Source organism: Haematobacter massiliensis (assembly GCF_000740795.1).
GTDB lineage: Bacteria > Pseudomonadota > Alphaproteobacteria > Rhodobacterales > Rhodobacteraceae > Haematobacter > Haematobacter massiliensis.
This window is the reverse complement of sequence record NZ_JGYG01000004.1, coordinates 190,889-214,502: the sequence shown is the minus strand read 5'-3', so window position 1 is coordinate 214,502 and position 23,614 is coordinate 190,889. Positions and strand designations below refer to the sequence as shown.

The window sequence follows — 23,614 nt, the reverse complement described above, 5'->3', positions numbered from 1 at the left end:
GCTGGTCTCAGCTAGAGCGAAGCGCCCCATCCGTCTTGATCGTTTCTGTCGGAATTTGTCGGATTCCGCCGCCGTACGGTATCGCGCTCGCGGCGCCAGTTTCCCGGCGTGATCCCGATGGCGCTACGGAAGCTCCGCGTCAGATGCGCCTGATCGGCAAAGCCCACGGCGCAGGCGATTTCCGCCAGTGGCAGGTCGGAAGCTTCCAGCAATCCTTGTGCTCTCGCCAATCTCCGTCGCAGCACCCATTGATGCGGTGGCAGTCCGGTCGTCTGCTTGAAAGCGCGGGTGAACCAGCTCTCGGAAAGACCTGCCACCTGAGCGAGATCGGTGATCGCGATCCTTCCGGCAAGATTGGCCTCTACATGTTCGCGGACGCGCGCGAGCTGCCGCCGCGTGAGCGCCCCCTTCATCGCAGCCGCCGGCGGGAGGGCGAAAAGCTCCGCGAGGAACGCCTGTATCAGCCCTTCCCCGGCCAGATCATGACGCTCGGTTTCCATGCACTCCCGCGCGATCAGCCCCGCGAGCGTGATAAGCGCCGCGCTCCCGCCCTGAAGGATCGGCCGTGACCAGCACTCGTCAGGAATGACGCCGCTCAGGCGCTCCTCCATCCGCGCCCGGTCCAGATGAAGGTCGAGGTGCCGAAAGGAATGGCTGTGATCGACGCGACTCCAGACCCTCATTCCCGCCGGGATATAGCAAACCCGCCCGGACGGGCGGAAAGACCGCCCGGCAGCCGGGGAGAGGGCCAACGCCTCCGCCCCCTCAAGCAGCACGACGACACGTGGGTCCGGCGACAGGTAGGTACCACCCGCCCCCTTGTCGCCCCGCGCGTGCCAGACATCCGCTACCACGCCGTCCCAGCCCCGCCATGACAGGGAGTCACAAAGGCTGATGCCCTCGATCTGGCTCGTCATGTTCGGGCGAAATGTCACGGAAATATCCAGCGAGTGGCGGGGCTGGCTCGCCCACAGGCTGGCTCATCTAAAACTATCATCCGCAGCCCGGAGGGTCAATTCCAGCCGTCAGCCAGCGCTATGGCGAGCCTTCATCAGAAGCTCCGTCAGAAGAAATGCCTGCGCCTCGAGCATGCCGCTCCCGGGCATCGCCCAGCAACCGGTGACCCGCGCGGCGGTGATCAGCGGTGAAACGGCCGGGCATGCCCCCATATTCGCCACAGAATGATCTGCACCGGGGCAAGAGGTATCTTTCCGGCAAGGGATCGCTTTCTTCATTCCATGCGGCGTCGCATGAGCACTGAGCGCAAAGCGCCACGGATCGGTTCCGCCGATACAGAGTTTGCCGGAAAACTGCTGCTCCAGCCGCGCGAGCAGGCTGTCGCGGCGCGCGAACTCGATATCATGAACCGCCAGTTCGCTTGCCCCGCATTTCATATGCAGTCACCACGCCGGCGTCACCCGCTCCGATCAGCAGCGCGGGCGTGCCTGCAAGATCAAACCCTTCTGCGGCGATGCCGTCCCGGTAATGATGCCCGTCCGTGGCGTCGCCGCTCCGGTCATCGCCGTTCCTGATGGCGATGCTCGCCCCACCCGAAGGCACGTGCGCGGCCAGAAACGCGACTGCAGAAGTCGAGACCGGCGATCTCGTGCGGAACCGTGACGGCGATGCCCCCGCAATTCCGCATGACTGTCACGCCTACGAACCAGGCGACAAGCGCCGGCGGCGGTGGCGGAAACAGGAATGTCCACGCCCGGCCTCTGGATACTTCGCCCTACCCGCCCCGAGAACGGGCCAGACGATCGCCCGAAGGGTCAGGCAGTGTCACGGGCAATGAACTGACCGGGCAGCAGGACATCGCCCTCCCGCTTACCCTCCAGCACGTCGAACAGCGCCTCCGCCATCTGGGTAATCGGCTGCCGATACGTGGTGAGGCGGTAGGCGGGTGACAGGGACAGCGGAATGTCGTCGAACCCGGTGACCGCAACATCCTCCGGCACTTTCAGCCCGAGTCGATAGCGCAGGGCATCCATTGCCCCGATGGCAAGGATGTCGTTTTCGCAGACAAGCACGTCCGGCCGGCTCTCCATCGCTCCGGTGAACAGCAGGCTGACCGCCTCGATTGCCGCGCCGAAGTCGTATGCCTCGGCGTGAACGGTCGCCACATCGCCCCCTGTCCGGCTCCGCCAATGCTCGATGAAGGCGCTTTTGCGGTGAAGCTTGGCAGATTGCGTATCCGGGCCGGCCAGGAACGCGGGCCGCCGGTAGCCACGCTCAACCAGATGATCCGCGATCCGCCCCATGGCGAGGATATCGTCACAGGCAATCGTCAGCGTGTTCGGGTTCTGGCTGTAACGGGCGAATACGACGAGTTTCTTGACCCGCCTTGCCCCAAGCGCGGTGTCCAGCACGCTGTCATCGAACCGCGTCCCGATCAGAACCGCGGCATCCACGCGCCGTTGGCTCGCTGCCAGCAACGCGGCCGATGCATCATCGCTGTCCGACATGTGGATGAGCAGCGTCGCCCAGCCATGACCGGACAGAATCCGCGTCAATCGCTCAAGCAGCACGAGCTTGTGGGGATTGTTGAAATCATTGGTGATGAGCGCGACCAGATTAGAACGGTCGGAAGCGAGGGATGCCGCCAGCAGATCAGGCGCGTATCCCAACCGCCGGGCGGCGGTGAGCACCCGATCCCGGCTTCCAGGAGAGATCGAGGCATCCTTCTTGAAAGCGCGGGCGACCGTCCAGCGGGACACGCCCGCGGCGGCGGCCACGTCATCGGCGGTAACGCTGACTTCGGGATCGGGGAGCTTGTCCATCTGCCGTTTCTACCTCGCGCCGGTCGGAGAGGAAAGATATTTGCACGCGCGTGCAGTTTCTGTTGCACGCGCGTGCATTGATCGCCAATCTAGCGCTAACATGAGGTCGCAGACGCGATTCGGGGGGAAATGAATGCTCAGGGTTGCCCTGATCGGGGCGGGGCGCATCGGACGCGTCCATGCCAGATCCATGTCCGCCACGCAGACCTGCCGCATCATTGCGGTGGCGGATGCAAATGCCGAAGCCGCAGCGGAAGTGGCGGCCGGCGTGTGTGCGGAAGTCCGCCGGATTGAGGATATTCTCACCGACCCCGCCATAGACGCGGTGCTGATCGCCACCTCCACCGATACACATTCCGATCTGATCGAACGGGCGACAGCCGCCGGGAAGGCTGTTCTGTGCGAAAAGCCGGTTGATCTTTCGCTGGAGCGGGCAGAGCGGGCGCTTAAGAAGGCAGGCGATACCGGCAGGCCGGTTATGATCGGCTTCAATCGTCGCTTCGACCCGAATTTTGCCGCGCTAAAGGCTGCCTATGACGGAGGAGAGGTCGGGCGCGGGGAACTGCTGTCCATTACCTCCTTCGATCCGGAGCCCCCGCCCGTGGCCTATGTAAAGGTGTCGGGCGGATTGTTCCGAGACATGATGATCCACGATTTCGACATGGCCTGCTGGTTGTTCGACGGTCCTCCGCAGACGATCTTCGCCACGGGCAGTGCGCTGGTGGATGCGGAGATCGGCGCCGCGGGCGATGTGGATACAGCGGTTGTCACGATGACCTGGGCGGATGGGCGGATCGCCGTCATCCGCAATTCTCGCCGTGCGGGCTACGGGTATGACCAGCGGATAGAACTCCTGGGATCCGAGGGGCTTCTGTCGGCTCAGAACGTGCTCGAAAACACGGTGCAGAAGATCACCTCGGCAGGCGCGCTATCGGCCAAGCCGGTCCACTTCTTTCTCGAACGCTACATGCAGGCTTATGAGCGGGAATGGGCGGCCTTCGTGGAAGCGCTGCAGGATGGCAGGCCGATGCCCGTCAGCTTGCAGGATGGCGTGACCGCCCTCGCCTGCGCGGAACTGGCAGCGCGATCCGCCGCGACGGGCAGAGCAGTCAGCTTTTCGCCTGAAATGGCGGATGCCTGACATGCGCCCGATCGGCTGCTGCACCTGGATTTTCGCGGGCGAAGAGCTGCCGTCCATCGCGATGCGGGCCCGTCGGGCAAAATTGAACGGTGTCGAACTGCACGGTGACATGGTCGGACTGGACCCTGCCCTCTCAGGGCGGTTGCTGACCGATGCGGGGCTTGAAGTCTTCTCTGTCACTCCCGACGATGCCGATATCAGCCATCCGGACCCGATGCAGCGGCAGGCGGGCGTCACCTACTACGCGCGGCTCATTGAATGGGTGGTGCGGCTGGATCATCCCCGGGTGCGGCTCTCAGTACATGGACAGGTCGGACGCATCCGCCCGCTGGCAGATCAAACGACGGAATGGGAATTCCTTGTGGAGAGCGTTCAGCATATCGCCGCGGCTGCCGCGAAAGCGGGGCTTTCCGTCGTCTTTGAATTGCTCAATCGCTATGAGAGCCATCAGGTGAACACCGTGGCGCAGGGCCTGTCTCTCATCGAACGGGTGGCGGCTCCCAACCTGTCACTGCTGCCCGACGCCTATCACATGAATATCGAGGAAGCCGATCCACCGGCGGCGCTCCGCGCTGCAGGCCGCGCAATCGGCCTGTATCACGCGGCTGATTCCAATCGGCAGGGCATCGGCGAAGGCCATACGGATTTCGCAGCCCATGTCGCCGCGCTCGACGCCATCGGTTATCGCGGGCCGATCATTCTGGAGCCTGCCACTCCCGGACCGGATCCGTTCCGCGCCGACAAGGGAGATGGCTTCCGCGACCGGCTGGAGGCGATGATCACCGCCTCTGCTGCGCGACTTCGGAAAATTCAAGAGATCACGCAGGAGCGGGCCAGCCTGCCCGCGTGATGATCCTGCCGGGACGGGAGGCCCGGTCAGACCACAATCGAAGCAGGGGGAGGAAAAGATGAACAGACTGAAACTCACGATGGCGGCGATAGCAGTGGCGCTCGCCTCGCCCGTCGCGGCGCAGAACATCGTCGTCGTCGCGCATGGGCAGGCGGCGGACCCGTTCTGGTCCGTGGTCAAGAACGGCGCAGCGGCGGCCGGTAAGGAAGCGGGGGTCACCGTAGATTTCCGTTCGCCCGAAACCTTCGACATGGTGCGCATGGCGCAGCTCATCGATGCCGCGGTCAACCAGAACCCGGACGGTCTCGTGGTGTCCATCCCGGATGGCGATGCGCTTGGGCCATCCATACGGCGCGCGGTGGAGGCCGGGATCCCGGTAATCTCGATGAATTCCGGTGGCGATGTCGCGCATGATCTCGGCGTCAGGCTCCACGTCGGGCAGTCAGAATTCGACGCGGGCAAGGCTGCGGGCGCGCGACTGGCGGAACTGGGCGGCAAGAAGGGGATATGCGTCAACCATGAGGTCGGCAACGTCTCCCTCGACCAACGCTGCGCCGGATTTGCCGAAGGCTTCGGCCATGCAGTCGCCGTGATTCCCACCCAGATGGACCCGGCGGAGGTTCAGTCCAAGGTCCGCGCGGCGCTGGAGGCCGACCCGGAGATCGACAGCGTCCTGACGCTTGGGGCAGCACTTGTGGGTGAGCCGGCCGTCGCCGCCGTCGAAGCCCTCGGAGAGACCGATAAGGTCAGGGTGGCGAGCTTCGACCTTTCCGCGGGGTTCCTGCAGGATGTGGCGGACGGCAAGGCGGCCTTCGCCATTGACCAGCAGCAATACCTTCAGGGCTATCTGCCGGTGAGCTTTCTCGCGCTCAATGCCAAATACGGACTGATGCCTGCGGGCGACGTGGCTTCCGGGCCGAACCTGGTTGAAAAGGCCGCAGCTTCGCAAGCCATCGACCTCTCCGCCAAGGGCATCCGCTGACCGGTCACAGCCGCCGGGCGCATCGCACGCCCGGCTGAACTCGAACCGAACAGGGGGAATAACCCATGGCATCGGATACGACGACTCTCGCCGCGGATGAGCGGATCCGGTCGGAAAGCCTTGTCACGCGGTTGATGAAACGACCGGAACTCGGGGCGATCGGCGGCCTCGTCCTCGTCACAGTTTTCTTCATGATCACCGCAAGTCCTGCGATGTTCACGCCACAGGGCGTGATGAACTTCATGACCCCGGCGGCGCAACTTGGCATCCTGGGCATCGCGGCCGCGATGCTGATGATCGGAGGGGAGTTCGACCTGTCCATCGGCTCCATGATCGCCTTTGCCGGACTGATCTTCGGTGTCCTTGTCGTCAACATGGGCCTGCCGCTGATCCTCGCGATTCCGCTCACCATGGCTTTCGCAGCAGGGATCGGTGCTCTCAACGGGGTGATCGTGCTCCGCACCGGGCTGCCCAGCTTCATCGTGACGCTCGCCTTTCTGTTCATCTTGCGGGGCGCGTCGCTGGTAGGGCTGAAGCTGTTCACCAATGGCTCCACGCAGCTTCGCGGCATACGCGAGGCTGTGGAGGGCGATTGGCTTGCCCCGCTTTTCTCCGGCGATGCATTCGGCGGGTTGTTTCGCTGGATGGCCGGGCACGGCTGGATCGCCACGCTCCGCTCCGGCACGCCAAGCGTTCCGGGTGTGCCCGTGGAGATCCTGTGGTTCGTGGGTTTCGCACTGCTCGCCACTTTCGTGCTGCTGCGCACCGCATGGGGCAACTGGATATTCGCGACGGGCGGCGACCGGAATGCCGCAGAGAACTCCGGCGTGCCGGTGCCGCGGGTGAAAATCGCGCTGTTCATGCTGACGGCCTGTGCCGCCGCCCTTATCGCCATCATCACCGTGATCGACTCCGGGTCCACGGATGCGCGCCGGGGTTTCATGAAGGAGTTCGAGGCGATCATCGCGGCCGTGATAGGCGGCTGCCTGCTCACCGGGGGTTACGGCTCCGCCATTGGCGCTTTCTTCGGAGCGATCATCTTCGGCATGGTCACGATCGGCCTGACCTACACCAGCTTCGATCAGGACTGGTTTCAGGTGTTCCTGGGCGGAATGCTCCTGCTCGCGGTGATCTTCAACAACGTGATACGCAAGCGCGTGACGGGAGAGCGGTGATGCCCGAGCCCATCATCCAGATGGAAAACATCCGTAAGCATTTCGGCAATGTGATTGCCCTGAACGGCGTGACCTTCGATGTGCAGCCGGGAGAATGTCACTGTCTGCTGGGTGACAACGGCGCGGGGAAATCGACCTTCATAAAGACCATGTCGGGGGTGCACAAACCCACTTCCGGCACCATCGCCTTTGAGGACAGGCCGATGAGCTTTCAAAGCCCGCGTGACGCGATGGAGGCCGGGATCGCCACGGTGTTTCAGGATCTTGCCATGATCCCGCTGATGAGCGTCACCCGCAACTTCTTCATGGGCCGGGAGCCGACACGCGGGCGCGGCCCCTTCAAGCGCTTCGACATTGAAAGGGCGAATGCCGTGACCATGGAGGAGATGCGGCGCATGGGCATCAATCTGCGGGCGCCGGATCAGGCCGTCGGCACCTTATCGGGGGGAGAACGGCAGACGGTCGCCATCGCACGCGCAGTCTATTTCGGGGCCAAGGTTCTCATCCTGGATGAGCCGACGAGCGCGCTCGGCGTCCGGCAAACCTCGAACGTCCTGGCGACCATCGCACGGGTCCGGGCGCAGGGCGTGGGCGTGGTCTTCATCAGCCATAACGTTCGCCATGCCCTGGCGGTGGGGGACCGATTTACGGTGTTAAACCGTGGCCAGACGCTCGGCACCGCGCGCAAGGGAGAGATCGACGCCTCCGCTCTTCAGGACATGATGGCCGGCGGGCAGGAGATGGCGCAACTTGAAGGCAGCCTCGGAGGAACGATTTGATGGCCGGCTTGGGTGTGGCGCTGATCGGCACGGGCTTCATGGGCAAGTGTCATGCCATGGCGTGGCGCAATGTGGCCACCGTCTTCGGCGGCGCTCCCGCACGGTTGGAGATGCTCTGCGACACTCCCAAGGACAGGGCCGCCGCTCTGGCGTCCCGGTTCGGTTTTGCCCGGAGCAGCGAAGACTGGCAGACGGTCGTGCAGGATCCCTCGGTGGATGTCGTGTCCATCACCACCCCCAACGCGCTCCATCGCCGGATGGCGGAAGCGGCACTGCGGGCGGGCAAGCATGTCTGGCTTGAAAAGCCGATGGCGCTCACGCTGGCGGATGCGGAAGCGATGGCGGCGCTCGCTGCCCGCCATCCCGCTCAGGTCACGATGCTCGGCTACAACTACCTGCGCAGTCCGGCGTTTCAGGCAGCGGCTAAAATGATCGCCGAAGGTACGATAGGCCGCCCACATGCTTTCCGTGGTGTCTATGACGAGGATTATTCCGCCGATCCCACGCTTCCCTGGACGTGGCGTATGACGAAAGCGGAGGGGGGCTTGGGAGCACTTGGCGATCTGGGATGCCATCTCGTGAGCCAGATGGTCACGCTCATGGGGCCTGTTGCCGAGGTCACGGCGCTGACCCAGGTCACGGTTCCCGAACGGCTGTCCCCCGACGGTCCGCGAGCGGTGGAAAACGAGGACAGCGCCTTTGCCCTCGTGCGTTTCGTTTCGGGCGCGCTTGGTTCCTTCGCGACATCCCGCGTGGCGCAGGGGCGCAAGTGTCGCCTGCAATGGGAAGTGCAGGGGAGCGATGGCACCATGGTTTTCGATCAGGAGAGCATGAACGAACTCTTGATCCACCGGAGGGGAGAGGCCGGGTTCACACGTCACCTCACCGGCCCGGAGCAGCCGGACTTTGCTGCCTTCTGCCCCGCGCCCGGCCACAACTTCGGCTTCAACGAACAGAAGGTCGTGGAATGCCGGGATCTCATCGCGGCGATTGGCGGCGCGCCTTCTCGTGGTCCCGATTTTGCGCAGGGCCTCGCGATCGAGCGGGTGATCCATGCCATGGCCACCTCCGACGGCCAGCCAGTCTGCATCAGGGAGACAGCGCATGAAGACGCTTGATGTGATCACCATAGGCCGATCATCGGTCGATCTTTACGGCCAGCAGATCGGCGGCCGTCTGGAAGACATGGCGTCCTTCGCAAAATACATTGGCGGAAGCCCTACCAACATCGCCTGCGGTGCCTCCCGCTTGGGTCTTCGATCGGCTGTGATCACTAAAGTTGGAAATGAGCACATGGGCCGGTTCATTCGCGAACAGTTAACGCGCGAGGGTGTCGATACCCGCGGCGTCCTCACAGATCCGGAACGGCTCACCGCGCTCGTCGTGCTGGGCATCCGCGACGAAGATCGCTTTCCTTTGATCTTCTACCGGGAGAACTGTGCCGATATGGCGCTCTCGCCCGACGATATCGACGAAGACCTTATCGCGGAGGCCCGGTCGGTTCTGGCGACCGGCACGCATCTGAGCCATCCCCGGACGGAAGCCGCCGTTCTGAAAGCGCTCGCCCTTGCGCGAAGACACGGGGCCCGCACGGCGCTCGACATCGATTATCGCCCGAACCTCTGGGGGGTGGCCGGTCACGGAGAAGGAGAGAGCCGATTCGTGGAAAGCGCTGCGGTGACTGCCCGCCTTCAGAAAACGCTGCCGCTCTTCGACCTGATCGTCGGCACGGAGGAGGAGTTCCATATCGCTGGCGGCAGTACTGATACGCTGGACGCGCTCCGTACGGTGCGGAACGTCACGGGCGCCGTGCTCGTCTGCAAGCGGGGCGCTGCGGGGGCCGTCGCCTTTGCCGGAGCAATTCCCGACAGTCTCGATGCGGGCGAGAGGGGGCCGGGCTTTCCGATTGAGGTCTTCAACGTGCTGGGCGCGGGCGACGGGTTTTTCTCCGGCCTCCTGAAGGGATGGCTGGACGGTGAGAGCTGGCCGCGTGCGCTCGAATACGCCAATGCCTGCGGAGCCTTTGCCGTCAGTCGTCATGGCTGCACACCCGCCTATCCGAGCCTTGAGGAGTTGCGCTTCTTTCTGGCGCGCGGTCTCCGTCGGCCCGATCTGCGCAACGATTGGGAGCTTGAGCAGCTCCACTGGTCAACGACCCGAACAAAGGGAGCGGATGACTGTCGCATCTTCGCCTTCGACCATCGCGCGCAGCTGGAAGAGATGGCGGGTTACACCCCTGCAAAGGGCGCCGCCTTCAAGGAGCTCTGCCTCCGGGCCGCGCGCCAGGTACAGGCCGGCCGGGCGGGCTACGGCATTCTCTGCGACAGCCGGATCGGGCGGCGCGCGCTGCACGCGGCTTCGGGAAGTGGGCTGTGGATAGGCCGCCCCGCAGAATGGCCGGGTTCCCGACCCCTGATGCTGGAACAGGAACTGGGGCCGGATTGCGGCGGCTTGCAGGAGTGGGCGAGGGAGAACGTGGTGAAGGTGCTCTGCCTCTGCCACCCTGACGACCCGCCCGACATGAGAGCAGCGCAGGAGGAGACGGTGCTCCGCCTGTTCACCGCGGCGCGCCGCAACGGGCTGGAGTTTCTGCTGGAGATCATTCCGTCGCGTGTCGGCCCCGTTGATGACAGCACCACCGCTATGCTCATCCGGCAGTTCTACGAGATCGGTGTGCGACCGGACTGGTGGAAGCTGGAGCCTATGACCACGCCGGCCGCCTGGGAAGCAGCGATCGCCGCCATCGAAGCGCATGACAGCCATACCCGCGGCATCGTCGTGCTTGGTCTGGACTCGCCCGAGGCGGTGCTCGGAGAGAGCTTCCGTATCGCGGCGGCCTTTCCACTGGTGCGGGGCTTCGCGGTCGGGCGAACGATCTTTTCGGAAGCGGCGCGGCAGTGGTTCGACGGGCAGATGGACGATGCCGCGGCAGTGACGGAGATGGCCGCGCGCTACAGCCGTCTCTGTGATCTTTGGGACAAGGCCCGCGCCAGCGCGCGGAGGGAGGCGGCATGACGCTCAGATTGACGGCGGCACAGGCCATGGTGCGCTGGCTCTCGCAACAGAAAAACGAAGCGGGGGAGCGGTTCATCGAAGGCGTATGGGCCATTTTCGGTCATGGCAACGTGGCCGGTCTGGGCGAGGCGCTGCACGGGATGGGCGCCGATCTGCCGACATGGCGGGGGCAGAACGAACAGACGATGGCCCATGCCGCCATCGCTTATGCCAAAGGGAATGCCCGTCGGCGCGCGCAGGCCGTTACAAGCTCCATCGGGCCGGGCGCCACCAACATGGTGACCGCCGCCGCCGTGGCGCATGTGAACCGGTTGCCGCTTCTCCTCATTCCCGGGGACGTCTTTGCCAATCGTCGGCCAGACCCGGTTCTGCAGCAGATCGAGGACTTCGATGACGGCACGGTCAGCGCCAACGACTGCTTCCGGCCCGTCAGCCGCTACTTTGACCGCATTACCCGGCCGGAGCACCTGCTGACGGCCCTTCCCCGTGCGATGCGGGTGATGACCGATCCGGCGACATGCGGCCCGGTGACGCTGGCCTTCTGTCAGGACGTGCAGACGGAGGCCCATGACTGGCCCGAGGTGTTCTTTGCACCGCGCATCTGGCGTATCCGCCGCCCCGAACCAGACGCCGCCGACCTTGCAGAGGTTGCGCACCTGATCCGGGAAGCAACCGCACCGGTGATCGTCTGCGGGGGCGGGGTGATCTATTCGGGCGCGGAGGGGGCGCTGGCCGATTTCGCCGACCGCCACCGCATCCCGGTCGTGGAGACGCAGGCCGGGAAATCCGCACTTCCGCAAGCGCATCCGCTGAACTACGGCGCGGCCGGGGTGGATGGATCGGCGGCAGCCAACGCCATCGCTGGCAAGGCAGATGTGGTCATCGGAATCGGCACCCGATTTCAGGATTTCACCACGGGCTCATGGACGCTGTTCACCCATCCTGGACGCCGGCTCGTCAGCATCAATACGCAGGGATATGACGCCGACAAGCACGGCGCCGTCGGGCTGGTAGCCGATGCGCGGGTCGCGCTCGACCGGCTGGGGGATCTGCTCGGGGCCTATCGCGCCACGAATGCAGATGCGGCGGCGCGAAGCCGCTGGTTGTCGGCCGTGGAGGCGCATTGCGCACGCCCCCGGAACACCAACCTGTTGCCCACCGATGCACAGGTCATCGGCGCTGTGCAGCGTGCCGCGACAGAGGCCAGCATCGCCATGTCCGCCGCGGGCACCATGCCCGGAGCACTGAAACTGTTGTGGCAGGCCTCTCAGGGCGGGTATCACATGGAATACGGCTATTCCTGCATGGGCTACGAAATCGCCGGTGCCATGGGACTTAAGCTCGCGCGGCCGGAGCGGGAGGTGCTCTGCTTTGTCGGCGATGGCAGTTACATGATGGCCAACTCAGAACTCGCCACCGCCGTGATGCGGCGCATCCCGTTCACGGTGATCCTGACGGACAATCGCGGATATGGATGTATCAACCGTCTCCAGCAGGGCACTGGGAGCGAGGCCTTCAACAACCTTTATGCCGATTGCGCGGTCGAGGCACAGCCGGAGATCGACTTCGTTGCCCATGCCCGCAGCATGGGCGCCCATGCGGTCAAAGCTGCCGACATCGCCGATCTGGAGGCACAGGTCGCTGCCGCGCGTCTGCGTAATTTACCCACTGTCATCGTGATCGAGACGGATCCGAGCCATGGCCCCGGTTTCGGCGAGGCGGGACATTGGTGGGACGTAGCTGTCCCGGAGACGGGAAATGGCGAGAAACTCCAGCACGCCCGCACGCGGTATCTCGAGGCGCTGGCGCGCCAGAATCTGGTCAACTGACGGATGGCAAAGATGATCCTTTACGGCACCAACCCTATCGCCTGGGCCAATGACGACGACCGCTCCATCGGCGCGGGGATTCCAACCGACCGCATTCTGCACGAAGCGGGCGAAGTCATCGGTTTCGACGGAATTGAGAACGGCCATCGCTGGCCCGAAGACCCAGAGGCGCTGAAGACTTTGCTGGCAAGCTATGGCCTCCGCTTCGTTTCGGGCTGGTATTCCATGGCCCTGCTCACCCGCAGTGTGGATGAGGAAATCCTTGCCGTTCAGCCCCATCTCGCGAAGCTCAAGGTAAACGGCTGCAAGGTCTGCATCGTGTGCGAATGCTCCAACACCGTACATGGCGATCCCATGGTGCCGGTGAACGATCGTCCTCGTCTGACAGCAGCGGAGATGAAGGCCTTCGGCGCGCGAGTGGAAGACTTCGCCCGCTATCTGGCAGGGGAGGGAGTGACACTTGCCTATCATCACCACATGGGCACGGTTGTCGAAAGCCCCGAAGATATCGACGCCTTCATGGGCGCAACAGGGCCTGCGACGCATCTGCTGTTCGACGCGGGCCATTGCGCCTTTGGAGGCGGTGATCCGGAAAAGGTGCTGATGCACCATGCCGCACGCGTGGCGCATTTCCATGCCAAGAATATCCGCCGTGCGGTGACAGAGCGCGTGCGGACGGAGCATCTCTCTTTCCTTCAGGGCGTTCTGGTGGGCGCGTTCACCGTGCCGGGCGATCCGGAGGGGGCGATCGACTTCCTGCCCCTTCTGCGGATACTCGCGAAGGCAGACTATCAGGGCTGGCTGGTCATCGAAGCGGAGCAGGATCCCGATCGCTACGATCCGCTCACCTACCAAACCCTCGGTCTCAACTCTCTCCGCGCGGCCGCGCGGGAGTCAGGGCTGGACCGGGCCGTCACGGCGGAGACGCGGCCATGACCGCGCTTCTCCGCCGTCCCTTCGGTCATCACGGCGAGGTCCACTGCATCACACCGGAAAACGCCGGATGGCGTTACGTGGGCTTCACGCTCCACCGCCTGCGCCCCGGCGACCGTGTCTCCGGTGCGACGCGCGACAGAGAGGCGATTTTCGTCATGGTGGAAGGCAAGGCCGCGTTCCAGGCCGCGGGGCAGGACTGGGGGGTGCTCGGGGACCGGATGGACGTTTTCGACCGCACCCCACCCCATTCGCTCTACCTCCCCAATGGATCGGACTGGGCGGCGGAGGCAGTGACGGGCTGCACGATCGCGCTCTGCACAGGGCCGGCCACCGGTGGCCATCCGCCGCGGCGGATCGGGCCGGACGGAATCGAGCTTACCCCCCGCGGCCAAGGAACCAATACCCGCTACATCAACAACATCGCCATGGAAGCAGAGGATTTCTGCGACAGCCTGCTGGTGACGGAGGTCTTTACCCCTGCGGGCCACTGGTCGTCCTATCCTTCCCATCGGCATGACGAAGACGACTTTCCGCGGATCACGTATCTGGAGGAAACCTACTACCATCGCCTTCGCCCGTCGGAGGGCTGGGCGGTCCAGCGCGTCTATACAGATGACGGAACCCTGAACGAGACAATGACGGTCCGGGATGGCGATGTCGTATTGGTGCCGCGCGGCCATCATCCCTGCGGCGCCCCCTTCGGCTTCGAGCTCTATTATCTCAACGTGATGGCAGGCCCGCGGCGGAACTGGCGCTTCATCACTGCGCCCGAAATGGCGACGCTCACCGGGTGAAGCAGGGGTCTTCTTCCTCATACTCCCGCCGAAACCGCGATGGCACGTTGCAAGGACAGCCGCCCGACAGTCCTGCCGGCCCCATCGCACACAACAAGGCACTGGACGCCATGCCCCATCATCTCGCGAAGGGCATCCGTCAGGGTGGTTTCCATCGTCACAGTGGGGCCGGCAGTTTCCTGCCCCCCCGCTTCCATCACGGAGGCGACGCGCACCACCTTGCCACGGTCCACATGCTGCACGAAGTTCGCCACGTAGTCGTCGGCAGGATGCAGCACGATATCCTGCCCTGTCCCCTGCTGGATGACCGCACCGTCCCTGAGCAGCGCGATACGGTCTCCGATGCGCAAGGCTTCGTCGAGGTCATGCGTAATGAAGACGATGGTCTTGCGGACCTCCTTCTGAAGATCGAGCAGAACCGTCTGCATGTCGTAGCGGATCAGCGGGTCCAGCGCGGAATACGCCTCGTCCATCAGCAGGATCGGCGCATCAGTGGCCAGCGCCCGCGCCAGACCCACCCGCTGCTGCATCCCGCCTGACAACTGGGCAGGATATTTCCGTTCGAACCCGGCGAGACCCACCCTGTCGATCCAGCGGGCGGAGATGCGGTTCCGTTCGGCGGTGTCCCTTCCCTGCACCTCCAGCCCATAACCCACATTGTCGAGCACGGTTCGATGCGGGAGCAAGCCGAACTTCTGGAATACCATCGCCGTCCGGTGTCGCCGGAAGTCGCGAAGCGCCGTTGAAGACATCTTCACCACGTCCTCCCCCTCCACGAGGATCTCTCCCGCAGTCGGGTCGATCAGCCGGTTGATGTGGCGAATGAGCGTGGATTTGCCCGAGCCGGACAGACCCATCACCACCTGTATGCCGCCGGCGGCAATGGAAATGTTGATATCGCGCAGCCCGAGGACATGGCGATACCGCTCGTTGAGTTCCTGCTTCGACAGACCGTTTTGAACCGCTTCTACGTAGTCGGCGGCACGAGGACCGAATATCTTGAAGAGGTGGCGGATTTCGATGCCGATGGGATCAGACACGGCGACCGCCGCGATGCTTCTGAAGCCGGAAGCCCCAGGCTTGGCTGATCCGGTCAAAGACGATGGCGATACCGACGATGGCCAGTCCGTTGAACAGTCCCAGCGTGAAATACTGGTTGGAAATCGCCTTCAGCACCGGCTGGCCCAGCCCCTGCACGCCGATCATCGACGCTATGACGACCATCGCAAGCGCCATCATGATCGTCTGGTTGATGCCCGCCATGATCGTCGGCAGTGCGAGCGGAAGCTCCGCCTTCACGAGCCGCTGCCAGGGGGAGGAGCCGAAGGCATCTGCCGCCTCCAACACCTCGCCATCCACCTCGCGGATACCAAGGTTCGTCAGCCGTATCATGGGCGGAATGGCATAGATCACCACCGCGATGAGACCGGGAACCTTCCCGATGCCCAGCAGCATCACGACCGGGATCAGATACACAAAGGACGGCATGGTCTGCATCACGTCGAGCACGGGGTTGACGAAAGACTGAACGCGGTCGGAGCGCGACATGAGAATGCCGATCGGCAAGCCGATAAGGATGGCAAGAAGCGTCGATGTCAGGATCATGGAGATGGTCTTCATCGTATCATCCCACATCCCGAACGCTCCTATCAGAGCAAGCGTCGCCACGCTGGCGATCACGATGCGCAGACTGCGACTGGCGAACCATGCGAGAGCGGCAATGGCGGCAAGGATGATGGGCCAGGGCGTGCTCGTCAACAACGCCTCCGACCACACCAGAAACTGCCGGAGCGGCTCGAAAAAGCCTTCGATCGCATCGCCGTAGGAGCGTGTGAAGGTGCGGAAACCCTCGTCGATGACCTTCTTCAGATCACGGAGGGTCGCGTCGTCGAGTTGCGGGAACCTGTCGAACCAGGCCATGGCGACCTCATGATCGGATGGGCTATGACATGCGGGGGGCGGCGAAGCCGCACGAGCGGCCCCGCCGGCGGATCAGAGCGCCGCCTTGATGCGCTCGGCTGCTTCGGGGCTGACCCATGCGCTCCACATATCGGGATGGTCCTTCAGGAACTGCCGCGCGCCGTCCTCTCCCGTCGCCTGATTGTCCGTCATCCAGGCCATGAGCTGGTTCACGGTATCGTTGGTCCAGCTGCGCTTCTTAAGATAGTCGATGACCGCGGGATCGGTTTCGTCCGCGAATTTTTTCGACACCAGCGTAAAGACATTGTCACGGGGGAAGGCATTGGGCTTCGGATCGGCGCAATCGGCCGAAGAGGTGCAGCGCTTCCATTCCGCAGGGTCATTCGCGATGCCGAAATCCACCGCGACCATATCGTACTTGCCTAGCATGGACGTAGGCGACCAGTAGAAGCCAAGCCATGGCGCTTTCTGCTCATAGGCCTTGGCCATGGAGCCATCGAGCCCTGCGGCGGAGCCGGTATCGACGAGTATGAACCCCTTGTCCTCCACACCGAAGGCCTTGGCGAGCTGTGTTGTCACCACCGTTCCGCCCCAGCCCTGCGGGCCGTTATAGACGGCACCCTTCGATTTATCCTCCGGGGCGGGGAAGAGTTCGGGATGGGCAAGGATCTCCTCGATCTTATTGAGGTTGGGATGAGCGTCGAGCATGTAGCGCGGGATGAACCAACCCTGCTGCCCACCGTCGGAAAGCGAGCGGGACAGTTCGACGATCTTGCCGTCCTTCAGACCGCCCGCAACCACCTCGGGCATAAGATCGACCCAGGATTCCGGCACCACCTCGGGCTTGCCCTTCTCCACCAGAGAGGTGATGGCGGGCACCGTGTCGCTGGTGGTGATCTCCGCGTTGCAGCCATAACCGTTATTCAGAATGAACTGGTCGAGGCTCGCCAGCACCTCGGCGCTCTGCCAATTCATGCTCGCGATGGTAAAGCTGCCGCAAGCTGCGCTGGCAGCCGTCGAAAACGCTGCCGCCGGGAGGGCAACCGCGATGAGACACGCTAGCTTTTTCATTTCCATTCCCTGTTGCGGCTTTTGTGATCTGCCCGCGAGCTGCCGCTTTGGCACGTCGGGCACCTGAAATGCGTCAAACGGCTCCTGCACTGGCCATGGTTCGTGCCCTTTCCGCAGCGGCTTCAAGCGCCGCTTCCAGCGCGGTGGAAAATCCTCCTCTTGCTGCCGCGTCCAGCCCGGATGCGGTCGTTCCCCCATAGTCGCGATAGGCGGCGAGGAAGCTCTGCGCCAGCTGCGGTTGCCCGGCCAGCAGGGCAGCACCATCGCAGATGGTGGCTTTCGCGGCACGCCATGCGATGCCGTCCGGAATTCCGTGCCGCTTCATCACGTCAACCATCGCAACCATCATCAGTGACGGATAGGCCGCGCCAGAGCCGGAAACGGCGGTGATCATGTCGATTTGCCGCTCCTCCGGCAATTCATCAAAGGTGCCGATTGCACCCAGAATACGGTGAACCGAATCGCGATCCGCCTTTGTCACATCGGCCCCCGCCCAGAAGGGCGAGTAGGACGTACCCGTTTCGGCAGCCGCGTTTGGCATCGCGCGCACAACGCGCGCGCCGCTACGGGCGAGATCGCCGCTTCCCACGCCAGCCATTAGCGAAATGAGCAGCTTGCCCGAGGCTCGCAGCTGCAGACCGGGCCATGTCTCGGGGCGAACCGCGAGGATGACCACATCCACCCGCGCCACCAGTTCCGCCGGATCCTCGGCCCAGCCGATCTCATGTGACCTGTAAGGGCCGGGGTCGCCGCTGCGGTTCATCGCAACCAGCCTCGTGGGCGCGACGATGCCCGATGTCAAAAGCCGCGTACCCAGGGCTGCGCCGATCCAACCCGTCGCACCGATCAAACCGATCCGCATGTCCGCTGATCGCGGGACCGCGTCGCTCATTTTACCGACAAGGAGCGAAGCGGACGGAGAACCCTACCCGCACAAAGGCCGAATTTCCGGTCTGCCGCGCCTTTCACAGCTTTTCACGCCCCTACAAAACCTCTCTCCAAGATGGCGGAAGCCGCGTCGGGCGGAGTAAGATTTACGACCATATATCTCCCATTTCCGCCATACTGCATATTTCGATGCTGTGAAGCGGCGTTAGCGGTCGCAGATTATGCCGAAGGTCATGGCGAGAGCGCTTTATACGCTGCCGCAGCGCCCGGATGAAGCGGCGCGACCTCTGCTCCCTCCCCCATCCGCGACTCTTCGACCGCACCGAAAACCGGGGTCTCTATTCGTAAGGCCGGCAGCGCCGCGCGGGTCTGTTCCACCAGCGTCTTCACCAGATCGTCAGGTTGCGCCGCGGAAGTGATGACCGTCGCTGTGACTGCGAGAGACTCCACATCCGCCGTCAGGCCGTAGTCGGAGGCGGCGATGGAGATGGCGCGGAAATCGGGGTGGCGGGAGAGAATGCTCTCGCGCGTCGAAGCGGCGAATCCGATGATTTCCAGGTTGCAGCGTGAAATGGCACTGGCCAGACCCGCATTTGGATGCCCCATCACGAAAAGAGAGGCGTCGATACGCCCGGCGCAAAGCTCTTCATAGGCGCTCGCAATCGGAAGTTCGACGATCATGGGAAAGTCGTTGCTGCTCAACCCGACAGCGTCGAGAATGCTCAGCGCCGTCGCATGCCGCCCGGAGGCTGGTGCGCCGATGTCGATCCGGTGTCCCCGCAAGTCCAGCAGACTGTCGATCCCGCGGTCGCGGGCGACAAGGAGGGTCAGCGTCTCGGGATAGAGGTCCATGACGGTCCGAAGCTCGGTCATCGGCCCTTGCGCCTCGAACAGCCCCGCGCCCTGATAGGCATATCGCAACCAGTCCGACTGCACGATCGCGAAGTCCAGATCGCCGGACTTCAGCGCGGCGAGGTTATAGATCGTGCCCTGGGTCGCCTCCGCGCTGCAGCGGACCTTGCCGTCGGAATGACGGTTTACGGCACCGCAGATCGCCTTCGCCGCGGCATAGTAGTTTCCCGTCACCTCCCCCGTCCCGATCGAGAAAAACCTCAGGTCGGGAGAGGCCTGATCCACGGCCATCGCCGGGGGCGCAACCGCAATCGACAGGACCAGAAGGAGCCGTGCAAAGGAGATCATCTGTGCGCCCTGAACCAGCATCTGCGACACCAGAATAATCGAGCGTTCCACATGCGACAATTTGCATTTTATCCTTCGCGCAAATCGCTTCGCGCGGTAGGTTCGCTGTGACATTCAAGGTCACATGCGCATGTTCGATTTTGTCTATGATATTCCGCAGCAGCAACTGGCGATCGGCTTCCTGGCCATGGCGATCATCGGCATGTTGCTGGGCATGCTGGTGTTCAAACCGGTCATGCGCCTCCTGATCGGATCCGGGCCGGATCTGAATGAGTCGATCAACTATGCGACCTCGGGTTTCAGCCTGTTCTACGGCCTGCTGCTCGGCCTTCTCACCGTGTCGGCCTATCAGAACAACGACCGCGTCCGCACCTCGATGCTGGAGGAGGCGAACTCCATCTCGGCGCTCTATGCCGATGTGAATGTGTATCCCGAGCCGCTGCGCTCCGACATGAAGGAGATGCTGCGCGATTACGTGTTGTTCACCATCCACAAGGACTGGGCGGCACATCAGCGCGGTGATTTCCTCGACGGTGGCAACAACCGCTCCAACGCCATGCGCCAGCGTCTGGCTGAGTTCGAGCCGAAGACGCCGGGACAGGAGATCGTGCATGCCGAAGTGCTCTCCGCCTTCCGCGATTTCGTGGCGGCCCGGCAGCAGCGCATCGCCTCAGTTTTCGTGCGGATACCGCAGGCGATGTGGTACGCGGTGTTCGGCGGCGCGATCATCAGCGTCCTGCTGATCTGCCTGCTGCGCATGCGTCCACGGCGGCAGTTCTTCCTTGGTGCTGTCACCTCTGTCTTTCTCGCCGTCATTCTGTTCGTCATGTCCACGCTGGACGCGCCGTTGCGGGGGGCCGCCGGGCTGAGGCCGGAATCCCTCATCATGGTATGGGAGCGTGCGATGTCTTGGGACGAGCCGCGTTACTGAAGGGAGACGGCAATGGCGGAGTTCAGTGTCCGTGAAGTCGAGGGGATGCGTCAGATCCGCATCGACATCGCGGATGAAACAGTGCGCGCGCGCCACGGCGCGATGTCCACCATGCAGGGCGACGTGGTCATGACCCCCCGTCTGCCCGCGCCCGGCGACATCTTCCGCTCCTTCTTCACCTCCGACGCCCGGATCCGGCCCTTCTATACCGGGACAGGTTCCGTTCTCCTTCAGCCGACGCTTGGCGGATATCATCTTCTTGACGTCATACCCGGGGAGCAATGGATATTGGAGCCAGGCGCCTACTGGGCCTCCGAAGGGTCCGTGCAGCTTGGCATGACGCGCGATCCCGCGTGGTCCAGCTTCTGGGCAGGCGATGGTCTGCTGTCATGGAAGACAACCGTGTCAGGCGCGGGCAAGGTCGCTATCAATGCGCCCGGCCCGGTAGAGACCATCGATGTCGATGACAGCGACTTCAGGGTTCAGGGACGGCTCGTTCTGGGGCGGACGGGCGGGCTGCGGTTTTCGTCCCGTGCACCGGCGAGATGGCCGCGCAACCTGATCTCCGGTCAGACCCGGCTGCGCGCCTTCCACGGGACGGGCCGCGCGCTTGTCTGCTGGGTTCCGTACTGGAACGAACGGCTTTACAGGACTATCTCTGAACAGGCCGCGATGGATGGCGCCCGCTAACCATCGGTCTCGATGGCCGGGAGGCCAAGTGTCTTCCCGCCTGTTGCATACTCTGCAAAGCCAGGGGTAAGGAGGCGAAACGGCTCTCCTCTGGCTTGTTGATCACACAGATATTTTTGACAGCCTCGCCGCCGTATATGATATGTCGCTAACGGGCGGGAAGCATTCATCCTCTTCAGAAAGAGCTGGCTCTGATGACAACGAAGCCGTCTCATTCATCGCGCTCCCCGAAAGCCTGTCCACCGCGAGCAGTTGCCGCCCATGGCGCTCCTGATGGCCCGGTGGAGGGTGCCGCGCTCCGTCTCGTCCGTCAGCGCGATGTCGAGCTTGTCGATCCGCCTCTTCACCGCGTCGGTGAACCGGCTTTCCTTGGTTTCCCGATTGAACTGCGACACCTCGCGCGCCATATTCATCACGTCCTCTGCGGAGCGGATGTCCCTCGGTTCGATGCCATCAGCGCCTAGAGCCGCGCCCACCCATATAGCCGCAGGGGACGACCCCCATCAAATTCAATGGCCCCTACGCTGTAGAGGGGATTGTCTCGGTCTTTCCGCAGGGTCTCCTTGATGGTCAGTTTCGTCAGAAGAATGCGGCCGTCAGGGGTTTGCATTGGCGAGAAAAGCCGATGAATGAAGGCGATATTGCTGTCTGCCTCCGCGTCTTCCTTTTTCCAGCCGTGGATGGCGTTCGCAAAGAGCGCATCGACATTCGCCACAGCCATCGCATGGTCAGCAGCATTGGAAGACTTTGAGACGGCCTTCATGCTCAACATCTTGTCCAGTGTGTTGCGGGAAACCACCGCGGTCATGCCGGTTGCAGCATTGACCAGACATTTGCTCTGGAAAGCCTTTGCCGCCGCGCGCGCCTCATCGAAGGTTCGCGCGATACGCTTGGCGGGGACAGGCGGGAACCGCCCCGGCCCGCCGCCTTCCGGCCCGCGCCCGCCGACCTTGCCGGAGGCGATCCGCTCCATGACCAAAGCGGCATCGGTGAAGCCATCACCCCGGAGCCCGGAGGCCACCGCGCGCAGGAAGGCTGCGATCTTGGCGAAGCTGCGGGCGAGCGGGCCGGAGGCATCCCGCGCCGCCGCCCGTTCGCGATACATCGCCGCCACGGGCTTCGGACATTCATCGCCTGCGCCAGGCAGACCGCAGCCGCTGCGTCCGCGCTGATGGGCGTGATCAGTGTCTGTGGGTCACAAGCATCGCCATGGAATAGGATTGCAGGGCCTCGATACCGCCCTCTGCGCCGAAGCCGCTGTCCATTACGCCGCCGAAGGGCGTTTCGGGCAGCGCGAGGGCAAAGTGGTTCAGCCCCAGCATCCCGGCGTGAATAGAGCGCACGATCCGCGAAGCCGCCGCATCCGAGCGGGTGAAGGCATAGGAGCCGAGGCCTACCGGCAACCGGTTCGCTTCGGTCAATGCCTCCTCCAGCGAGCCGACCCGCATCACCAGCGCCAGCGGCCCGAAGGGCTCGTCGTTCATCGCCCGCATCGCCGGGGTCATGCCCGACAGGACCGTCGGCTGATAGAAGTTGCCGACATTGCCGATCCGCGCGCCGCCGGTCTCGAGCGTCGCGCCTTGTGCCAGCGCATCCTGCACCAGCGCGTCGACCGTCTCGACCTGGCCCGGCGTCGTCAGCGGGCCCATGGTTGTGGTCGGATCCGCACCATTGCCAACGGACAGCTTGCTTGTCTCGGCGGTGAACCGGCGGACGAAGGGCTCATAGAGAGCGTCCTCGACCAGGAAGCGGGTGGGCGAGACGCAGATCTGCCCGGCATTGCGGTACTTCCACGTCACCGCCAGCGGCACCAGCGCATCCAGATCGGCATCCGCGGCCACGATCACCGGCGCATGGCCACCCAGTTCCATGGTGGATTTCTTCAAGGCTGCCCCCGCTGCGGCGGCGACGATGCGCCCGACGCGGGTGGAGCCGGTCAGCGAGACCTTGCGGATTTCAGGCGCGGCGATCAGCGCCTCCGAGATCTCGGCCGCCTGCCCCCAGAGCAGGCTGACCGCCTGCGGCGTCACACCCGCATCCAGCAGGCAGCGTACGATGGCCCAGGCGGTCAGCGGCGTCTCCTCGGCCGCCTTCACGACCACCGAACAGCCGGCGGCCAGCGCCGGCGCGATCTTCTGCATCGGCCCCCAGGCGGGCACGTTCCAGGGCGAGAAGATCGCGACCGGCCCGACCGGGCGGCTCAGCACCGAGAGCGAGATATCCGCCGCACGGCCCGGCACGATACGGCCATAGGCGCGGCGCCCCTCCTCCGCCGACCAGTCCAGTAGATCCGCGCTGCTGTTCCATTCGGTCAGGGCCTGAATGCGCGGCTTGCCCTGCTCGCGCGTCATCATCTCGGCAGCCGCCCCGGCGCGCTCGCGCATCAGCTGCGCCGCGTGGCGCAGGATCTGGTAGCGCTCATAGGCGGGCTTGGCAGACCAGACGCCAAAGCCCTCCATGGAGAGTTGCGCGGCCTCGACAGCCTCCGGCGCGCCAGCCTTCGGCAGTTCCATGATCAGCGCGTCGGTGGCGGGGTCGGTAACGCGCAGCGTCCCGGCGCTCGCCTCCCGCCGCGCCGAGCCGCCGATGATGAGTGCAGCTTGATCGAACATGACAGCGTTCCTTAAGGTAAA

22 protein-coding genes are annotated in these 23,614 nt (G+C 63.9%); 12 read left to right on the top strand and 10 right to left on the bottom strand.

What is annotated here, in order from left to right; all coding sequences use genetic code 11:
* Nucleotides 1-11: 11 nt before the first annotated feature.
* The gene (locus CN97_RS08975; RefSeq protein ID WP_131389641.1) at nt 12-935 is read right to left on the bottom strand and encodes a helix-turn-helix domain-containing protein; all 924 of its coding nucleotides are present in this window, start codon (nt 933-935) and stop codon (nt 12-14) included.
* Between the two features lie 837 nt (nt 936-1,772).
* Complete coding sequence (locus tag CN97_RS08965; protein ID WP_035710025.1) at nt 1,773-2,780, bottom strand: LacI family DNA-binding transcriptional regulator; 1,008 nt, start codon at nt 2,778-2,780, stop codon at nt 1,773-1,775.
* Nucleotides 2,781-2,913: 133 nt separating this feature from the next.
* Here CN97_RS08965 and iolG point away from each other — a divergent pair, with 133 nt between their 5' ends.
* The 10 genes from iolG to iolB all read left to right on the top strand — a co-directional run bounded on the left by iolG (nt 2,914) and on the right by iolB (nt 14,281).
* Nucleotides 2,914-3,921, top strand: a complete 1,008-nt coding sequence (iolG, locus tag CN97_RS08960) for an inositol 2-dehydrogenase (protein ID WP_035710023.1) — start codon at nt 2,914-2,916, stop codon at nt 3,919-3,921.
* A gap of 1 nt (nt 3,922) precedes the next feature.
* Nucleotides 3,923-4,771 carry a sugar phosphate isomerase/epimerase family protein gene (locus tag CN97_RS08955; protein ID WP_051911102.1) on the top strand — a complete coding sequence of 283 codons (849 nt, stop codon included), beginning with the start codon at nt 3,923-3,925 and terminating at the stop codon, nt 4,769-4,771.
* A gap of 58 nt (nt 4,772-4,829) precedes the next feature.
* Complete coding sequence (locus CN97_RS08950) at nt 4,830-5,753, top strand: sugar ABC transporter substrate-binding protein (protein WP_035710020.1); 924 nt, start codon at nt 4,830-4,832, stop codon at nt 5,751-5,753.
* Nucleotides 5,754-5,818: 65 nt separating this feature from the next.
* Nucleotides 5,819-6,928 carry an ABC transporter permease gene (locus CN97_RS08945; RefSeq protein WP_035710018.1) on the top strand — a complete coding sequence of 370 codons (1,110 nt, stop codon included), beginning with the start codon at nt 5,819-5,821 and terminating at the stop codon, nt 6,926-6,928.
* Nucleotides 6,928-7,707 carry an ATP-binding cassette domain-containing protein gene (locus tag CN97_RS08940; RefSeq protein WP_035710015.1) on the top strand — a complete coding sequence of 260 codons (780 nt, stop codon included), beginning with the start codon at nt 6,928-6,930 and terminating at the stop codon, nt 7,705-7,707. Before CN97_RS08945 ends, CN97_RS08940 begins: the two co-directional genes overlap by 1 nt.
* A complete protein-coding gene (locus CN97_RS08935; RefSeq protein ID WP_035710013.1) occupies nt 7,707-8,825 on the top strand; it encodes a Gfo/Idh/MocA family protein in 1,119 nt (372 codons plus the stop codon). Before CN97_RS08940 ends, CN97_RS08935 begins: the two co-directional genes overlap by 1 nt.
* The gene (locus CN97_RS08930; RefSeq protein ID WP_035710010.1) at nt 8,812-10,722 is read left to right on the top strand and encodes a bifunctional 5-dehydro-2-deoxygluconokinase/5-dehydro-2-deoxyphosphogluconate aldolase; all 1,911 of its coding nucleotides are present in this window, start codon (nt 8,812-8,814) and stop codon (nt 10,720-10,722) included. Before CN97_RS08935 ends, CN97_RS08930 begins: the two co-directional genes overlap by 14 nt.
* A complete protein-coding gene (gene iolD, locus CN97_RS08925; RefSeq protein WP_035710008.1) occupies nt 10,719-12,551 on the top strand; it encodes a 3D-(3,5/4)-trihydroxycyclohexane-1,2-dione acylhydrolase (decyclizing) in 1,833 nt (610 codons plus the stop codon). Before CN97_RS08930 ends, iolD begins: the two co-directional genes overlap by 4 nt.
* A gap of 12 nt (nt 12,552-12,563) precedes the next feature.
* A complete protein-coding gene (iolE, locus tag CN97_RS08920; protein ID WP_035710006.1) occupies nt 12,564-13,487 on the top strand; it encodes a myo-inosose-2 dehydratase in 924 nt (307 codons plus the stop codon).
* Nucleotides 13,484-14,281: a 5-deoxy-glucuronate isomerase gene (gene iolB, locus CN97_RS08915; protein ID WP_035710003.1), complete on the top strand. Its 798-nt coding sequence runs from the start codon at nt 13,484-13,486 to the stop codon at nt 14,279-14,281. The genes iolE and iolB overlap by 4 nt, the downstream gene beginning before the upstream one ends.
* A gap of 17 nt (nt 14,282-14,298) precedes the next feature.
* Here iolB and CN97_RS08910 read toward each other — a convergent pair whose 3' ends face one another.
* The 5 genes from CN97_RS08910 to CN97_RS08890 form a co-directional block, all read right to left on the bottom strand.
* Entirely contained in the window at nt 14,299-15,321 is a 1,023-nt protein-coding gene (locus CN97_RS08910; protein ID WP_035710002.1) for a quaternary amine ABC transporter ATP-binding protein, read from the bottom strand.
* Nucleotides 15,314-16,201 carry an ABC transporter permease gene (locus tag CN97_RS08905; RefSeq protein WP_035710000.1) on the bottom strand — a complete coding sequence of 296 codons (888 nt, stop codon included), beginning with the start codon at nt 16,199-16,201 and terminating at the stop codon, nt 15,314-15,316. The genes CN97_RS08910 and CN97_RS08905 overlap by 8 nt, the downstream gene beginning before the upstream one ends.
* A gap of 72 nt (nt 16,202-16,273) precedes the next feature.
* A complete protein-coding gene (locus CN97_RS08900; protein ID WP_035709996.1) occupies nt 16,274-17,272 on the bottom strand; it encodes an ABC transporter substrate-binding protein in 999 nt (332 codons plus the stop codon).
* 73 nt (nt 17,273-17,345) lie between these two features.
* Entirely contained in the window at nt 17,346-18,134 is a 789-nt protein-coding gene (locus tag CN97_RS08895) for a pyrroline-5-carboxylate reductase family protein (RefSeq protein WP_035709994.1), read from the bottom strand.
* A 257-nt stretch (nt 18,135-18,391) separates the two neighbouring features.
* Nucleotides 18,392-19,381 carry a TAXI family TRAP transporter solute-binding subunit gene (locus CN97_RS08890; RefSeq protein ID WP_169743192.1) on the bottom strand — a complete coding sequence of 330 codons (990 nt, stop codon included), beginning with the start codon at nt 19,379-19,381 and terminating at the stop codon, nt 18,392-18,394.
* 109 nt (nt 19,382-19,490) lie between these two features.
* On the opposite strand from CN97_RS08890, the gene CN97_RS08885 reads away from it, so the two are divergent.
* Both CN97_RS08885 and CN97_RS08880 read left to right on the top strand, forming a co-directional pair.
* Nucleotides 19,491-20,291 carry a bestrophin-like domain gene (locus tag CN97_RS08885; RefSeq protein ID WP_165496707.1) on the top strand — a complete coding sequence of 267 codons (801 nt, stop codon included), beginning with the start codon at nt 19,491-19,493 and terminating at the stop codon, nt 20,289-20,291.
* Between the two features lie 12 nt (nt 20,292-20,303).
* On the top strand, nt 20,304-20,981 hold the full coding sequence (locus tag CN97_RS08880; RefSeq protein ID WP_035709988.1) for an AIM24 family protein: 678 nt from the start codon (nt 20,304-20,306) through the stop codon (nt 20,979-20,981).
* Nucleotides 20,982-21,196: 215 nt separating this feature from the next.
* Here CN97_RS08880 and CN97_RS08875 read toward each other — a convergent pair whose 3' ends face one another.
* From CN97_RS08875 to CN97_RS08865, 3 genes are all read right to left on the bottom strand, one after another.
* Nucleotides 21,197-21,394 carry a hypothetical protein gene (locus tag CN97_RS08875; RefSeq protein WP_035709987.1) on the bottom strand — a complete coding sequence of 66 codons (198 nt, stop codon included), beginning with the start codon at nt 21,392-21,394 and terminating at the stop codon, nt 21,197-21,199.
* 47 nt (nt 21,395-21,441) lie between these two features.
* Nucleotides 21,442-22,086: an LPD3 domain-containing protein gene (locus CN97_RS08870; protein ID WP_035709986.1), complete on the bottom strand. Its 645-nt coding sequence runs from the start codon at nt 22,084-22,086 to the stop codon at nt 21,442-21,444.
* 76 nt (nt 22,087-22,162) lie between these two features.
* On the bottom strand, nt 22,163-23,593 hold the full coding sequence (locus CN97_RS08865) for an NAD-dependent succinate-semialdehyde dehydrogenase (protein ID WP_035709985.1): 1,431 nt from the start codon (nt 23,591-23,593) through the stop codon (nt 22,163-22,165).
* Between the last annotated feature and the right edge of the window lie 21 nt (nt 23,594-23,614).